General features: G+C 31.3%; 16 protein-coding genes. 5 read left to right on the top strand and 11 right to left on the bottom strand.

Features of this window, described 5'->3' with window-relative positions:
- Positions 1–14: 14 nt before the first annotated feature.
- Positions 15–1373: a pyridoxal-phosphate dependent enzyme gene (locus tag C8N27_RS11020; protein ID WP_121147415.1), complete on the top strand. Its 1359-nt coding sequence runs from the start codon at positions 15–17 to the stop codon at positions 1371–1373.
- 236 nt (positions 1374–1609) lie between these two features.
- Here C8N27_RS11020 and lipA read toward each other — a convergent pair whose 3' ends face one another.
- The 4 genes from lipA to C8N27_RS11000 all read right to left on the bottom strand — a co-directional run bounded on the left by lipA (position 1610) and on the right by C8N27_RS11000 (position 4906).
- The gene (gene lipA / locus C8N27_RS11015; protein WP_121147414.1) at positions 1610–2479 is read right to left on the bottom strand and encodes a lipoyl synthase; all 870 of its coding nucleotides are present in this window, start codon (positions 2477–2479) and stop codon (positions 1610–1612) included.
- 39 nt (positions 2480–2518) lie between these two features.
- Positions 2519–3739, bottom strand: coding sequence for an Nramp family divalent metal transporter (locus C8N27_RS11010; protein ID WP_121147413.1), 1221 nt, complete (start codon positions 3737–3739; stop codon positions 2519–2521).
- Positions 3740–3921: 182 nt separating this feature from the next.
- Entirely contained in the window at positions 3922–4485 is a 564-nt protein-coding gene (locus tag C8N27_RS11005) for an RNA polymerase sigma factor (RefSeq protein ID WP_121147412.1), read from the bottom strand.
- A 217-nt stretch (positions 4486–4702) separates the two neighbouring features.
- Positions 4703–4906, bottom strand: a complete 204-nt coding sequence (locus C8N27_RS11000) for a membrane or secreted protein (RefSeq protein WP_099216576.1) — start codon at positions 4904–4906, stop codon at positions 4703–4705.
- A 134-nt stretch (positions 4907–5040) separates the two neighbouring features.
- Between C8N27_RS11000 and aqpZ the strand changes: the two genes are divergently transcribed.
- Complete coding sequence (gene aqpZ, locus C8N27_RS10995) at positions 5041–5727, top strand: aquaporin Z (protein ID WP_121147574.1); 687 nt, start codon at positions 5041–5043, stop codon at positions 5725–5727.
- A gap of 50 nt (positions 5728–5777) precedes the next feature.
- On the opposite strand, the gene murB is transcribed toward aqpZ, so the two are convergent.
- Positions 5778–6788, bottom strand: a complete 1011-nt coding sequence (gene murB, locus C8N27_RS10990) for a UDP-N-acetylmuramate dehydrogenase (protein ID WP_121147411.1) — start codon at positions 6786–6788, stop codon at positions 5778–5780.
- Positions 6789–7979 carry a pyridoxal phosphate-dependent aminotransferase gene (locus C8N27_RS10985; RefSeq protein WP_121147410.1) on the bottom strand — a complete coding sequence of 397 codons (1191 nt, stop codon included), beginning with the start codon at positions 7977–7979 and terminating at the stop codon, positions 6789–6791. It lies immediately after the preceding gene.
- Positions 7980–8136: 157 nt separating this feature from the next.
- On the opposite strand from C8N27_RS10985, the gene C8N27_RS10980 reads away from it, so the two are divergent.
- Positions 8137–9477, top strand: coding sequence for a retropepsin-like aspartic protease (locus C8N27_RS10980; RefSeq protein ID WP_121147409.1), 1341 nt, complete (start codon positions 8137–8139; stop codon positions 9475–9477).
- A 49-nt stretch (positions 9478–9526) separates the two neighbouring features.
- On the opposite strand, the gene C8N27_RS10975 is transcribed toward C8N27_RS10980, so the two are convergent.
- On the bottom strand, positions 9527–9931 hold the full coding sequence (locus C8N27_RS10975) for a DUF1573 domain-containing protein (RefSeq protein ID WP_121147408.1): 405 nt from the start codon (positions 9929–9931) through the stop codon (positions 9527–9529).
- Between the two features lie 187 nt (positions 9932–10118).
- Here C8N27_RS10975 and C8N27_RS10970 point away from each other — a divergent pair, with 187 nt between their 5' ends.
- Entirely contained in the window at positions 10119–12758 is a 2640-nt protein-coding gene (locus tag C8N27_RS10970) for a valine--tRNA ligase (protein ID WP_121147407.1), read from the top strand.
- Positions 12759–12825: 67 nt separating this feature from the next.
- Here C8N27_RS10970 and C8N27_RS10965 read toward each other — a convergent pair whose 3' ends face one another.
- Genes C8N27_RS10965 through C8N27_RS10950 form a run of 4 tightly spaced genes read right to left on the bottom strand, consistent with a single transcriptional unit; the run spans position 12826 to position 15723 of the window.
- Entirely contained in the window at positions 12826–13554 is a 729-nt protein-coding gene (locus C8N27_RS10965; RefSeq protein WP_167444749.1) for a head GIN domain-containing protein, read from the bottom strand.
- A gap of 25 nt (positions 13555–13579) precedes the next feature.
- Positions 13580–14650 carry a hypothetical protein gene (locus C8N27_RS10960; RefSeq protein ID WP_121147405.1) on the bottom strand — a complete coding sequence of 357 codons (1071 nt, stop codon included), beginning with the start codon at positions 14648–14650 and terminating at the stop codon, positions 13580–13582.
- Positions 14637–15167 carry a hypothetical protein gene (locus tag C8N27_RS10955; RefSeq protein WP_121147404.1) on the bottom strand — a complete coding sequence of 177 codons (531 nt, stop codon included), beginning with the start codon at positions 15165–15167 and terminating at the stop codon, positions 14637–14639. Before C8N27_RS10955 ends, C8N27_RS10960 begins: the two co-directional genes overlap by 14 nt.
- The gene (locus C8N27_RS10950; protein ID WP_394342567.1) at positions 15157–15723 is read right to left on the bottom strand and encodes an RNA polymerase sigma factor; all 567 of its coding nucleotides are present in this window, start codon (positions 15721–15723) and stop codon (positions 15157–15159) included. The genes C8N27_RS10955 and C8N27_RS10950 overlap by 11 nt, the downstream gene beginning before the upstream one ends.
- A 212-nt stretch (positions 15724–15935) precedes the next feature.
- On the opposite strand from C8N27_RS10950, the gene C8N27_RS10945 reads away from it, so the two are divergent.
- A complete protein-coding gene (locus C8N27_RS10945) occupies positions 15936–16793 on the top strand; it encodes a hydroxymethylglutaryl-CoA lyase (RefSeq protein WP_121147402.1) in 858 nt (285 codons plus the stop codon).
- Positions 16794–16796 lie beyond the last annotated feature (3 nt).

Genomic DNA, 16796 nt, shown 5'->3' with positions numbered 1-16796 from the left:
AACATTAATTAGATATGAAGTACGCAAAAAATATATTAGAAACTATTGGTAACACACCTTTAGTTCAGTTAAACTCAGTAACAAAAGAAGTAGATGCTTTAGTATTAGCTAAAGTAGAAACGTTTAATCCAGGAAACTCTGTAAAAGACCGTATGGCACTTAAAATGATTGAAGATGCCGAAGCAGATGGTCGTTTAAAGCCAGGAGGTACTATTATTGAAGGTACTTCAGGAAATACAGGGATGGGATTAGCATTAGCAGCTATTGTAAAAGGGTACAAATGTATTTTTGTAATCTCAGATAAGCAATCTAAAGAGAAAATGGATATTCTACGTGCAGTAGGAGCAGAGGTAGTTGTTTGTCCTACGAATGTAGAACCAGATGATCCTCGTTCATATTATTCTGTTTCTAAACGTTTAGGTGAAGAAACACCAAACTCTTGGTATGTAAATCAATATGACAATCCGTCAAATGCACAAGCACATTACGAGCAAACTGGACCAGAAATTTGGGAACAAACAGATGGTAAAATCACACATTTTGTAGTTGGAGTAGGAACAGGAGGAACTGTTTCAGGTACAGCTAAGTTTTTAAAAGAAAAGAATCCGAATATTAAAATTTGGGGAGTAGATACGTACGGATCTGTATTTAAAAAATACCACGAAACAGGTATTTTTGATGAGAATGAAATCTACCCATATATCACTGAAGGTATTGGTGAAGATATTTTACCTAAGAATGTTGATTTTTCTTTAATTGATGGATTTACAAAAGTAACCGATAAAGATGCTGCTATTTACACCCGTAGAATAGCTAAGGAAGAAGGTATTTTTGTAGGTAATTCTGCTGGATCAGCAATCAAAGGATTGTTACAATTAAAAGATGAGTTTAAACCAGATGATGTAGTAGTAGTGTTATTCCACGATCATGGAAGTCGTTATGTAGGAAAAATGTTTAATGACGATTGGATGCGTGATAGAGGCTTTTTAGAAGAAGAAATTACTACTGCGGAAGATTTAATTAAAGATCATATAGATAAACCATTAGTAACTGTTCAAACAGAAGAATTAGTATCTCATGCTATTGAAAGAATGCGTGCATTTAAAATATCTCAAATTCCAGTAAGAGATGCAAATGGATTTGTGGGGTCTGTAGACGAATCAGCATTATTACATAGTTATTTAGAAGATAAAAACATAGCAGAAAAACCTATTAAAGATGTAATGGGTAAAGCATACCCTACAGTTAAAAAATCAGCTTCTATTGATGAGGTATCTAAATTAATTAATAAAGAGAACCAAGCTGTATTAGTTGATTTAGAGAATGGTAAACATCATATCATTACTAAATATGATATTATTAGAGCTATTTAAGTAGCTTTATTATAAATACAAAAACAGGAAGCCCGCTCAATTGAGCGGGCTTCTTTGTTAATCAACTAATTCAAATAATTTACACAATGAAAACAATGTTACTTGCTTACGGTATTGTTGTTTCCAATATCTGTGCCAAAATTATAAATAAAAAGGCGTACTTTATTTAATTTTTAATTATTTGACATTTTTTTAACGTTAAACCGTTAAAAAGTTAAGGATATTTTAATTTAAGGTTAGCTAGCGTGTTTATGTGCTTTGTATGAAGAACGTACTAAAGCACCGCTTTCTACATACATAAAGCCCATTTCTAATCCTAATGTTTCGTATTTTTTGAACTGTTCAGGAGTTATGAATTCCTTAACAGGTAAGTGTTTTTTACTAGGTTGTAAATATTGTCCGATAGTAATAACATCTAATCCAACACCACGTAAATCTTTCATAGTTTGTATTACTTCATCTTCTGTTTCTCCTAAACCAAGCATAATTCCAGATTTAGTACGCATTCCGTTTTCTTTTAGGTATTTTAAAACACCTAAACTACGATCATATTTTGCTTGAATACGGACTTCACGAGTTAAACGGCGTACTGTTTCCATATTATGAGAAACTACTTCCGGTGCTACTTCAATGATTCGATCTATTAATTTTTCGTTTCCTTGAAAGTCAGGGATTAGAGTTTCTAAAGTAGTATTAGGATTTGCTCTACGAATAGCTTGTACTGTTTCAGACCAAATAATAGAACCTCCATCTTTCAAGTCATCACGGTCAACCGAAGTGATTACAGCATGCTTAATATTCATTAATTTAATAGAACGAGCTACTTTTTCAGGTTCATCCCATTCAACTGTATCTGGACGTCCTGTTTTAACACCACAAAATCCACAAGAGCGTGTACAGGTGTTACCTAAAATCATAAAGGTAGCAGTACCTTCTCCCCAGCATTCACCCATGTTAGGGCAGCTTCCGCTGGTACAAATGGTGTTCAGTTTATATTTATCAACTAAACCTCTTAGTTCGGTATATTTTTTACCAACAGGTAATTTTACACGTAACCATTTTGGTTTTTTTGTTCTTTCTGGTGCTACTGTAGATTCGTTTGCCATTCCATAAAAAATTGAACTGCAAATTTACAAAGAAAAGATTTATAAACTAAGTAAAAACCAAATACTAAATCCGAACAAAAAAACAATACCTATAAGACTCAAAATACGTAACCCCATACTTGGTCTGTATTTTTTAGGAGTGTGTTTACCAGTAATTAATATATAGTTGAGAATAGCATAAAAAGGAGCTGTTAAAAAAGATAAAACTGTAGCTATTCTTACAAGAAAAACCATATCACTTAAAAAGTAATATAGAATAACAGAAGTTCCAAGTGTTAACAATATCAACCAAAACCAATACCCTAGTTTTATTTTTTTTGAAAAAAGTAAAAAAGAAGATTTTTCCATGGCTCTAGGCGAAGCATCTAAAGTTGTAATGGTAGTGCTAAACATAGTAGTAAAAGCTGCTACTCCAATAAACACAGAAGAAAACTCTCCTAAGTTTTTAGTGTATAAATTAATTAATTGAGAGGCAAAAATAGTTCCTTTACTAGAGAATGACTCACCGGATTGATACATAACCAATGCTCCTAACATAACAAAACAAACCCCTAAAAATAAAGCTCCAATATATCCAACATTAAAATCAAAAATAGCTTGCTTAGGTTTTATTTTTACAAAAGTAGTTTTGTCTTTTTCCACTGACCATAAAGAGTGCCAAATAGAAATATCTAACGGTGCAGGCATCCATCCTAAGAAGGCAATTAAGAAAGTAACTTGAGCAGTTCCGCTTGGTACTATTTGTTGAAAACTAAAACCTTTATTAGTTTTAAGTAAAGCAATGTTTACAGCTACTATGGTGCTAATAGTTAAAATAGCAATAATGTACTTCATTAAATTATCTAAAAACTTGTATTTACCAATACCTAAAAAAACAATACTAACGAGCATAATTAGTATTGACCATGTAACTAAATCAAGAGAAATACCAAAAAGGTTAGAAGCTAAGCTAGCTGTAACAATGGTAACTGCTGCTTGAATGGTAAACATGGTAGCAAGGTTTAAAATAAAATAACTTATTAAAACACCTTTACCAAGTTTTTGATAGCCATCTAATAGTGTTTCTCCCGTTGCAGTAGCATACCGAGGGCCAAATTGAAAAAACGGATATTTAATAATGTGTACTAGGAGAAGTGCCCAAAGTAAACCAAAACCAAAATCGGCACCGGCTCTGGTTGATTGTACTAAATGAGAAACACCTATTGCGGCTCCAGCAAACAATATTCCAGGGCCAAGTAAATTTAAGAGGGATTTTTTCATGAAAAAAGAGGGCTTAAAAGTTTAAAAAGTCACTATATTCTAACTTTTTAAACAAAGTTTTTATGTGTTTTTTTCCTTCTCTTTTTTGTTGAAATTCTTTGTAAAGTTCTTTTTTATATAGATATTTTCCTGTTGCATGAAACTGTAAAATCATAAAGTTTTGATTTTTATGGTTTTGCAATTTATGATTTCTTTATTATTTCAGCTAATAATTTTTTTGCACGCAATAATTTTACTTTTACATTGTTCATCGGTTCTCCTATTTGCTCAGAAATTTCCTTGTAACTCAATTCTTGAAAATACCGAAGATTGATAACTTCTTGATATTTTGGTTTCAGTTTTTTGATGTCTTTTAGAAGCTTTACTAAATTTTGCTCAGTAATAATTTTGTCTTCAGGAGATGGTGCATCATCGGCAACAGCATATACCTCTTTTTCTTGCTCTTCTGTTGTTTGTGTGTATATACTAGACTTTTTCTTTCGAAGAGAATCAATATATACATTTTTAGAAATTGTAATTAACCAAGTTTTAAACTGGTAATTTTCATCAAAAGTCTCAATTCGGTCAAAAGCCTTAGAAAAAGTTTGAATGGTAATATCTTCAGCATCGTTATCATTCTTAGTTTTTTTTAGTTGAAAAGCGTACACAGTTCCCCAAAAAGTATCTAATAAATAATTAAAAGATATCTGATTTCCTTTTTTTGCTTGTTGAATGTGATTAAGTACTTTTTCTTGATTTATTTCCAATGCTTAGGTTTCGAAATTTGATTTGATATAAAGATACTAATTTGCAGCAATACTAAACAAATATCAAGGAATGCTAATAAGAAAACAAAACTTTCTTATGTTGATTTTCCAAGAGAGATAAGTTAATACACTATCTGTACAGACGTAGCTACATAATGAGCGTAGAGTAGGAGTATGTATTGTAAAGAAAGTAAAAGGTTAGTTGAGTGGTGTTTACTTAGTTATGTTGAGGCTCATTACAAGTATCAAACTGGTCTGGGGTTTTACCACAAAATCCACAAGCTTCACCGCTTTCGTTTAACATTGGGTTTTGACTAGCACAAGTCCCAGCAAACTCTCCGTCTTTTTTTGCCCAAATTTTAATGGCAATTCCAGCAAATGCTAAAGCTAATAATCCTATGGTAACAAAAATTAATTTCATGATGTATTGTTTTGTATTGCAAAGATACAAACTTCCAGTTTTTCTATATAGAATAAAGAGAGATTTATAAAGTTGTGACTTTTATCTGTTTGAGTGTCTTATATTATATAATCAATTAATTTAAAAATATGGATATGAAAAAATATTTTGCTGAATTCTTCGGAACATTTTGGTTAGTTTTTGGAGGTTGTGGTAGTGCAATTTTTGCAGCTGGTTTTCCTGAGTTAGGAATTGGTTTTGCAGGAGTAGCCTTAGCATTTGGTTTAACAGTATTAACAATGGCGTATGCTGTAGGGCATATTTCTGGAGGTCATTTTAACCCTGCAGTTACTATTGGGCTTTGGGTTGGTGGAAATCATACAGCTAAAGAAGTAGTACCATATATTATATCACAATTAGTAGGTGCTGTATTAGCAGCTACTTTTTTATATTTAATAGTAACAGATAACGACGGATTTGAAACACTTGGAGGCTTTGCAGCTAATGGTTATGGAGAGTTATCTCCTGGTGGTTATAATTTAACAGCCGCTTTTATAGCAGAGTTTTTGTTAAGTATGTTTTTCTTACTAATTATTTTAGGAAGTATTCATAAAAATGCTCCTAAAGGTTTTGCACCAATTGCAATTGGTTTAGGGCTAACTTTAATTCATTTAATTAGCATTCCTATAACCAATACTTCTGTTAATCCAGCACGTTCTATGAGTCAAGCATTATTTGCTGGCGGAGGTTATTTGTCGCAGGTATGGTTGTTTTGGGTAGCGCCTATTGCAGGAGCAATTGTAGGAGGTTTAATTTATAAAGCTTTGTTTGAAAAAGAATAGAAAAAAGAGGTGTAGAAATATAAAGGAGCGTAACTACTACGCTCCTTTTTTTATTGAATAATATTGACTTCTATTTCAAGATTAATATCAAATGTATCTTTAATAGTACGTTGAATTTTTTGTGCCAATTCATAAATTTCTTTCCCTGAGGCATCACCATAATTTACTAAAACTAAGGCTTGTTTTTCATGAACTCCGTAGTTACCGAAACGCTTTCCTTTAAAGCCGCTTTGTTCAATTAGCCAACCAGCAGGGACTTTAATTTCGGTATCTGAAATCACATAACTAGGAATGTCTGGATATTTTTTTTGAAGTTTTTCAAAATGTTCTTTAGAAATTACTGGGTTTTTAAAGAAACTTCCACTATTACCAATTTCTTTTGGGTTGGGTAATTTAGATTGACGGATAGTAATAACAGCATCAGAAATATCTTTAATGGTTGGATTTGTTATTCCTTTTGAAGATAATTCAGACTCTATTGCTCCGTAAGAAGTATTAAGCTTATGATTGTTTTTAGTTAATTTAAAACTAACAGAAGTTAATATATACTTTCCTTTAGCTTTATTTTTAAAAATGGAATTTCGATATCCAAACTGGCATTCTTCAGCAGAAAAAGAAACGAGTTTTCCTGTTTTTATTTCAATAGCTTCTACTTTAGTTATAGTGTCTTTTACTTCAACTCCGTAAGCTCCAATATTTTGAATAGGGCAAGTGCCTACATTTCCAGGAATAAGCGATAAGTTTTCTAAGCCGCCATAATTTAGAGAAACACACCATAATACGAACTCGTGCCAATTCTCACCAGCATTTACAGTTATGTAGACATCGTTATGGTTTTGTTGATCTATTGAAATTCCCTTAAAATTAATATGTACAACTAAGGTTTCAATATCTTTGGTAAGTAACATATTACTACCGCCAGAAATTAAAAAAATGTCTTTTTCCTCTTTTATAAGTTGTTGTAATTGGTATACTGAAGTAATAGAAACAAAACGTTTGGCATTTACATCAATACCAAACGTGTTGTATTCTTTTAAAGATATGTTTTCTTGAATATTCAATTAACTATTATATTTTTCTAAGGCGATTTTTAATATTTCAACAGAACGTTTTAAATCAGTTTTATTCAAAACGTAAGCAATACGCACTTGGTTTTTTCCTTCACCTTCGGTAGAGTAGAATCCACTTGCAGGAGCTACCATTACTGTTTCGTTATTATCATTGAATTTTTCTAAAATCCATTGCGCAAAATCATCAGTATCTTTAACTGGCAATTCAACAACACAGTAAAAAGCACCTTTAGGGTTAGCAACTTTTACACCGTCTATTTTTTGTAATTCAGTGATTAACGTATTTCTACGATCTTCATACTCTTCAATAACTTCATCAAAATAGCTTTGAGGTGTATCTAAAGCAGCTTCACTGGCAATTAAAGCATACGTTGGTGGGCTTAAACGCGCTTGTGCAAACTTAAGAGCTGTATTTATAAACTCTTCGTTTTTAGAAACTATACAACCAATTCTTGCACCACACATACTATAACGTTTCGATACAGAATCAATCATAATAGCATTTTGCTCTAATCCTTCAAAAGCCATAACTGAGTTATGTTTTTCACCATCGTAAGTAAACTCACGATACACTTCATCAGCAATTAAAAATAAATCGTGTTTTAACACAATTTGTTTTAGCTTTTCAATTTCTTCTTTACTGTATAAGTATCCAGTTGGATTTCCAGGGTTACAAATTAAGATAGCTTTTGTTTTAGGAGTAATTAACTTCTCAAAATCTTCAATTGCAGGTAAGGCAAAATTATTTTCAATTTTAGAAATAACAGGAACTACTTTCACACCTGAAGCAGTAGAAAAACCATTATAGTTCGCATAAAAAGGCTCAGGTATAATTATTTCATCTCCTGGGTCAGTAATACTACCAATACTAAATAACAAAGCTTCAGACCCTCCAGTAGTAGCAATAATATTGTTTGCAGTTACATGAATATCATTTTTAGCATAGTAATTAGCAAGTTTAGTTCTGTACTCTTCTGAACCTTCAGATCTAGCGTATGATAATACTTCGATAGTATTGTTTTTTACAGCATCTAAAGCAACTTGTGGTGTTTTAATATCAGGTTGACCAATATTTAAATGATAAACTTTTGTTCCATTTTTTTTAGCAGCCTCAGCAAAAGGAACCAATTTACGAATTGGTGATTGAGGCATAGCATTTCCTTTACTAGAAATTGATGGCATTTTAATATAAATTAGTTGTTTGAAAAGCAAAATTGCGAAATATATTTGAGAGTATCAGAATGTTTATTGGAAAAAAAACGGTTAAAAAAATCATAAAAATCAGAATTTATAAAATGAAGATTGTATCTTTAAGAGTATAACCATAAAATAAGTTCTTTTGAATAGATTATTACTATGCTTTTTTGCGCTTTTTTTTAGCGTATCTGCCTTTACTCAACAAAATTTTCAGTTTTTAGGGGAAGAAACTGATAAACAGTCTTTAAGATTTCAATTAATTAATAATTTAGTAGTCATTCCCTTAGAAATTAACGGACATCAGCTATCATTTATTTTGGATACAGGAGTGAATAAAACAATCTTATTCAATTTAACATCTAAAGACAGTGTAGGTTTAAATAATGTAAAAAAGGTGTTTATAAGAGGTTTAGGTAGTGGTGAGCCAGTAGAGGCTTTATTTTCTAGAGGCAATAAATTTAGAATTAAAAACATTGCTAGTTCTAATCAAGGTCTATATGTTATTTTGAAAGATGCATTTGATATTTCTGCTAAAATGGGGACAACCATTCATGGGATCATAGGGTATGATTTATTAAAAGACGTTATAGTTAAGATTAACTATGTTAATAAACGAATTGATTTTTACAACCCTAAAACATATGATCTAAATGTATGTAATAGGTGTGAAAGTTTTCCATTACAATTTTATAGAAATAAACCTTATATAGATGTTAACGTACAGGTTGATACAGTAGCTAATACAACGTTACCAGTAAAATTATTGATTGATACAGGCGGTAGTGATGCTGTTTGGTTGTTTGAAGGAACAAAAGAAGAATTAAAAACGCCTAAAAAATTTTTTAAAGATATAATTGGAGAAGGTTTTAGTGGTACTATTTATGGGAACAGAAGTAGAGTTCCAAAAATTTCTATAGGGAAGTTTAAAGTAATAGAACCCACAGTCTCTTTTTTAGATTCTTCATCAACTTTTAATGCTAGACAGTTTAAAGAAAGAAATGGTAGTATTGGCGGAGGAATTTTAAAACGTTTTAAGGTGTGGCTTGATTACCCGAATAAAAGAATTGTGCTAAAAAAGAACGCTTCATTAAATAAAGGATTTTATTACAATATGAGTGGCTTACATATAGTATATGACGGACAAGAGTTAATAAAAGAAAAAGGAGCGACTAAGTTTGAAGATGCTTATGGTTCAGATAATCAAACACAAAAGAGTAATGTAATTTCTTTAGTTAGTACTTTCTTTTATCGTTTTAAGCCTAAGTATAAAATAGATAAGGTAGTAGAAAGTTCACCTGCTTTTAAAGCTGGTCTACAGGTAGGAGATGTAATAAAGAGAATTAATGGAAAGGCAGCTCATGAATATCATTTAAATGAAATCATAGATATGTTTCATACAAAACCAGGGAAAAAAATAAGAATAGAGGTAGAAAGGGGAGGAGTTAGGCTTAAGTTTATGTTTAAACTTGAACAAAGGATATAAAAAAAATCTCAACCTGGGTTGAGATTTTTTTTATATGTGTAAAAAGTTCTTAGCTATCGCTTACTGTGCTTTTCTCTTTAGCAGGTGTAGCATCTTTTACAATGAATCCTTTAATTTTAACTCTTTTTCTTTTGTTTTTAGCATTTGAAATAACAGTTAAAGTTTTAGAGAAACCTCCTAATCTTTTAGTGTCATAAGAAACTTCAATTTGTCCTTTTTTACCAGGCATAATTGGCTCTTCAGGTTTAGTAGGTACTGTACATCCACAAGGAGAAACGATATCCTTTATAATAATAGGAGCATCTCCAATGTTTGTGAATTCAAATACGCGTTTTCCTTCAGACCCATGAGCTATCTTTCCATAGTCAATAGTTTCAGTTTCAAATTTAAATTCTTGAGCGCTTACTGTTAAGGTGATAAAGCAAACAGCGATAAATGATAAAATTGTTCTCATAATGTTAAAAATTAATTTTTTAGGGTATTAACCGCTACAAATTTAGTATTATTTCTTTAAGTTCTAAAAAAACAACCTCTAATTTTCTGTACCTCATAGATAGTTGTATTTTTGCTAATCGAATTTCAAAAACAATGCCAAAGGTTAAAAAATGTTAAATTATTAACCATAAAGATACACATAACATATGAATATTCCATCAAAATATAATTCTAAAGAAGTAGAAGGAAAATGGTACGATTACTGGATGAAGCACAATTACTTTCATTCAGAAGTAGATGAACGCGAACCCTATACAATTGTTATACCGCCGCCAAACGTTACAGGAGTATTGCATATGGGACATATGTTAAATAATACTATTCAAGATGTGTTAATTCGTCGTGCCCGTTTGCAAGGAAAAAATGCATGTTGGGTTCCAGGTACCGATCATGCTTCAATTGCTACAGAAGCGAAAGTAGTAGCGAAGTTAAAAGAACAAGGTATTGATAAAAATGATTTAACACGTGAAGAGTTTTTAGCACATGCTTGGGAATGGAAAAACGAATACGGTGGTATTATCTTAGATCAATTAAAAAAGTTAGGAGCTTCTTGTGATTGGGAACGTACTGCTTTTACCATGGATCCTGCTTTATCAGAATCAGTAATAAAAGTATTTGTAGACTTATATAATAAAGGTTACATCTATCGAGGATATCGTATGGTAAACTGGGATCCAGAGGCTAAAACTACACTTTCTGATGAAGAAGTTATTTATGAAGAGCACCAAGGGAACTTATATTACTTACAATATGATATCGTTGATTCTGATGAAAAAGTAATTATAGCAACAACACGTCCTGAAACTATTTTAGGTGATACTGCTATCTGTATAAATCCTAATGATGAGCGTTTTACTCATTTAAAAGGTAAGAAAGCTATTGTTCCTCTATGTAATAGAGAAATCCCAATTATTGAAGATGAATATGTAGATGTTGAATTTGGTACAGGGTGTTTAAAAGTAACTCCTGCACACGATGAAAATGATAAAGCTTTAGGAGATAAGCACAACTTAGAGGTAATAGATATCTTTAATGAAGATGCTAGTTTAAATTCTTTTGGTTTACATTATGAAGGGAAAGATCGTTTTGTAGTTCGTAAAGAAATTACCAAAGAATTAGAAGAAAAAGGGTTTTTAGTAAAAACTGAAGTTCATACCAATAAAGTAGGTACTTCTGAGAGAACTAAAGCAGTGATTGAACCAAGATTGTCAGATCAATGGTTCTTAAAAATGGAAGAGCTAGTAAAGCCAGCTATTGAAGCTGTTTTAGGTGAAGATAGAGAGGTGAAGTTATTCCCTAAAAAGTTTGAAAATACATATCGTCACTGGATGGAAAATATTCGTGATTGGAATATTTCTCGTCAGTTATGGTGGGGGCAACAAATTCCTGCTTTCTACTTTGGAGACGGAAAAGAAGACTTTGTAGTAGCTGAAAATATTGAAGATGCTGTAAAACTAGCTCAAGAAAAAACAGGAAATACATCATTAACTGCTTCTGACTTAAAACAAGATCCAGATGCATTAGATACATGGTTCTCTTCTTGGTTATGGCCAATGTCAGTTTTCGACGGAATCCGTAATCCTGAGAATGAAGAAATCAAGTATTATTACCCAACCAACGATTTAGTTACCGGACCAGATATTTTATTCTTCTGGGTAGCACGTATGATTATTGCTGGATATGAGTATAAAGATGAACGTCCGTTTGAAAACGTATATCTAACAGGGTTAGTGCGTGACAAACAACGTAGAAAAATGAGTAAATCCTTAGGGAACTCACCAGATGCTTTAAAGCTAATTGAAGATTTTGGAGCTGACGGAGTTCGTGTAGGGCTGTTATTAAGTGCAGCGGCTGGAAACGATTTATTGTTTGATGAAGATTTATGTCAACAAGGAAAAGGGTTTGCAAATAAAATTTGGAATACCTTCCGTTTAATTAAAGGTTGGGAGATAGATGAAAGTTTAGCGCAACCAGAGACAGCTAAAATAGGATTAGCTTGGTATGAAGCTAAGTTTAATAAAGTGTTGTTAGAAATAGAAGATCACTTTAGTAAGTATCGTTTATCAGATGCGTTAATGGCAATTTATAAGTTAATTACTGATGATTTTTCATCATGGTTATTAGAAATTGTAAAACCAGGATACCAACAACCGATTGATGCAAAAACATATAAAGCTGTAATAGAAGTATTAGAGAATAACTTAAAAGTATTGCATCCATTTATGCCTTTCTTAACAGAGGAAATTTGGCAACATATTACTGAAAGAACTCCAGATGATGCTTTAATTATTGCTAAATACCCAACGGTTGGAGAAACAAATGAAGAATTAATTGCAAATTTTGAGTTTGCTACGGGCGTAGTTTCAGGAATAAGAACGATTAGAAAAAATAAAAATATTTCGTTTAAAGATGCTATTGAACTATCAGTGGTAAATAATGAAAACTTTACCAAAGAGTTTGATGTAGTAATTCAAAAGTTAACCAATGCTTCAGAAATAAACTATGTTACTGATAAAGTAGATGGAGCAGCATCTTTCCGTGTGAAATCAAATGAATATTTTGTTCCAATTTCGTTAGATACCATTGATGTTGAAGCAGAAATAACTAAGCTAAATGCAGAGTTAAAAAGAGCAGAAGGATTCTTAACAGGGATTCAAAAGAAGTTATCTAACGAGCGTTTTGTAAGTAATGCACCAGAAAAAGTAATTACTTTAGAACGTAAAAAAGAATCAGATACATTAGCCAAAATTGAAACAATTAAAGCGAGTTTAGCTTCGTTACAATAAAGAAAATAAATTTAAATAAAAACCGCTGTAAACATACAGCGGTTTTTTTTTATTTAGTTATTTAAGTTTAGTTTCTGTCAATAACGTCTCCAGAACCTAAAGAATTGCTGTCTATTTGTGAAGGATTTCCTTTGTAATATACACTTCCAGAACCCACTACTGTAGCTTTTATTTTATTACTAACAGTAGCTAACACATCACCAGAACCAGCAATGCTAGCTTTTAAAGAATTGGTTTTTAAATCGTAGCCTTTTACGTTTCCAGAACCACCAATAGCACATTTTAAGTTATCAGTTTTTCCTTTAAGTCTAATATTTCCAGAACCACCTATAGATGCTTTAACAGTATTAGCGTCAACACTAGCAACAATATTTCCTGAACCTCCTAAAGCAAAAGATGCCTCATCAGCTTTAATACGTTTTTTTGCAATTACATTTCCTGAACCTCCTAAAGCAACCGATTCAATATTTTCAAAAGGAACAGTAACTATTAACTTTTTAGTGGTTTTAATATTGGTGTTTTCTTTAAAGTTAATATTTAACTTTCCTTTTTTTACCTCTGTTTCAATATATTTTAAAATGTTTTCTTCTCCTTCTAAAGTTATTTTACCTTCAGTTCCGTCTATTAAATAAACATCAAAGGAACCTCCAACGTTCACTTTATTAAAAGAACTAACCTTTCTAGTTTCTGTGATAACTTTTCCGTTACCTTTAACTTTTTTAGAACTCCACCAGCTTTGTGCTTGTGTTTGAAAGCTAAAAGAAAGTGTTAATAATAAGATCGCTAATTTTTTCATTGTAGTATAATTTGTAAGTTGTTGGTTAATCATTTAATTTTAAAGAAACGCCTCCGTATCTAGATTTTATAGTAATAGAAGAGTTAGAGTTGTCTTTACCAAAAGTTCCTTCGTAATATTTTTTAGAAGATTTACTAATGCTTTTAAACATTTTTACATGGTTATCAGGATATCCAAATCCGGCATAACCTAGATCAATAGTAAAATTAAAGTTGTTGTTGCTACTAGTACCAAGTTTAATACCGGCATAACTTCCATCAATAACAATGCTTTCAAAACCTTTTTCAATATTTCTAACTCTGACACCACCATAATCAGTATCAATTTTTAAGTTTTTTCTAAGAGTTCCAATTTTTATACTAGCATAATCAGAATTACCATTAATATTTGAGGCATCATCTACAGAAATACTTCCGTAATCACTATTAAAGTCAACATTGTTTGCTGTACCTATTTTCATGGTAGAATAGTCGGCATTTACTTTTAAGTTTTCTGACTTTATAATAGTTAGTTTAGAGTAATCAACACTTAGGTTTCCTGATTTCATAAAATTAATTTCAGAAGTACCACAGTAATCTAAATTAATGTTATTAGTTTCATTTAGTAATTGGTCAATTTGTATTTTACCATAATCACAATTAATATTGGATTTACCTTCTAGTTTGTCTAATTCAATATTTCCGTACTTATTGTTTAAATCGGCATTATTGGTAACTGGCATTTTAACAAAGTAATTAATCTTATAGTTTGTGTTATTGCTACCCCACCAAGACCAGCTAGATTTTGTTTTTTCAATAATAGTTCTAGCTTCTACTAAACTAGGAGTAGACTCAAATCGAACATCAATCGCCTTTAATTTACGTTCAACGTTAGACAAATCATTACCTTTTACAGTTATTTTTACATTAATCTCTATTCTGTTTTCGTTCCAAGTAGTCACGTTTACATTACCATATTTATTGTTAATATATAAGGTAGCGTTTTTGTTAACAGCAAAAGTTTTACGTATGTTTTTGCTTTTTTCGTGTTTTTTATCATTCGCTACTAAAAGAGTAGGAATGAATAGTAGTAGGAAAAATAATTTATATAATTTCATCTTCTAATATTTCTATTTTAGCGGGGTTTTGTTGTAATTCTAATCGTAAAAGAAGCTTTTCTAACACATCTAATCTTTGTTGATAATTTTGTATCATTTCTCTGATAATTTGATGCTTGTTTTCTCTTTTAGATAATTCTTTTACAAGGGTTTTATATTGGTCCTCTAGTTCTTCAATTTCGTTTAAAGAATCTTCAATAACCGTTTCAGTTTCTAAATTTCTATATTGTTCAACCTCTTTTAATTCTTGATTTATAGTTGTTACAAAAAAGTTTTGAGCTTCAGCCATTTTAGGCGAAATGTCAGCTAAATCGTAGGTGTTTTTTTGCTGGTAACTACCTAGATAAAAACCTAAAACTAATACCACAGATGCTGCAATACTCATCCAAAAATAAGATGGTTTTTTAGATCTTTTCGGTGTTTCTAGTTTTCGTTGAAAGCGATTTAAATGCCCTTGATGAGGCTCAAAAACATCAAAGTCATTTTCTTTGAAAAATTGATGCAGTTTATCCTCCATATACTTCTGTTTTATTAGTATTACTTGCTAATACTTGTTTTAACTTCTTTTTTGCTCTAGATACCGTTGTACGTACATTTTCATTAGTATAGTTTAGTATTTGAGCGATTTCCTCATAATCATAGCCTTCAATTAGGTTTAAAGTCAATACAATTCTGTAATTATCCTTTAAGCTCTGTAAACAGTTTATAACTCTTTTAACTTCAAGTGAGCTATAATCTATTTCTATATCTTCAACTTCATAGCTAGGAATCACATCCATCCTTACTTCATCATATCTAGTAACTTTTTTTAACTGGGTTAAACTTTTATTAATTACAATTCTTTTTAACCACGCACCAAAAGTAACTTCACCTTTAAAAGTATCTAATTTCGTAAAAGCAGTTAAAAATGCTTCTTGAATTAAATCTTCTGCTTCGAACTCGTCTTTTAAAATACGATACGACGTGTTATACATAGCTTTGTAATAGCTCTGATAAACCTGCATTTGTGCAGAATTATCGTTCTTTTTACAGCGCTCGATTAGTTGGTTGATATGTGTTTGTTGCGACTCCAATGAAATCATTCTATACTAGAGACAAATTAACTTTTAAATTGTGACAGTTTGCAGAAAAAAAAATAAAAAAAATAAAAAAAACTTTCAAGTTTTTATTTCTGTTTCTTTGTATTTTATTGATAATTAATTAATTGGGTGGTGTTTTATAAAGGGCGAATAGAGACAGGTAAAGCTAGGTGAAAAAATGAATCAAAATATGTATATTTGACACAATGGTTAACAGTGTTAAAATTATTGAATGTCCAAGGGATGCAATGCAAGGAATTAAAAGCCATTTTATACCCACAGAGACAAAGGCAAAATACATCAATTCACTGTTGAAAGTGGGATTTGATACAATTGATTTTGGAAGTTTTGTGTCGCCAAAGGCAATTCCCCAAATGAAAGATACAGCTGAAGTTTTATCGAATTTAGATTTATCTACTACTAAAAGTAAACTATTAGCAATTGTAGCAAATGTGCGAGGAGCAAATGATGCGTCACAATTTGAGGAAATTGATTATTTAGGATATCCCTTTTCGATATCAGAGAATTTTCAAATGCGTAATACACACAAAACAATAGACCAATCTATTGATACTTTAAAAGAGGTATTAGCCATTGCAAATCGAACCAATAAAGAGGTAGTAGCTTATTTATCAATGGGGTTTGGAAATCCTTATGGAGATCCATGGAGTGTTGAAATAGTAGGAGAATGGACAGAAAAACTTTCGTCGTTTGGTGTTAAAATCTTATCTTTGTCAGACACAATTGGGAGCTCAACACCTGAAGATATAGACTACTTATTTTCAAATTTAATACCTAGTTATCCTCAAATAGAATTTGGAGCTCATTTACATACAACACCAACTAAATGGCATGAAAAAGTTGACAGTGCTTTTAAAGCAGGTTGCCGACGTTTTGATGGAGCTATTAAAGGGTATGGAGGTTGTCCAATGGCTAAAGATGAGTTAACAGGTAATATGCCAACTGAAAAGTTATTGTCTTATTTTACAGCAAATAAAGTAGCAACTAATATTAAACCAATGAGTTTTGAAAGTGCTTATAATAAAGCACTAGAAGTTTTTTAAAAG

This window comes from Tenacibaculum discolor, from assembly GCF_003664185.1.
Classification (GTDB): domain Bacteria; phylum Bacteroidota; class Bacteroidia; order Flavobacteriales; family Flavobacteriaceae; genus Polaribacter; species Polaribacter discolor.
Note: the sequence above shows the minus strand (reverse complement) of the source record. Positions and strands in the feature narration are given on the sequence as shown.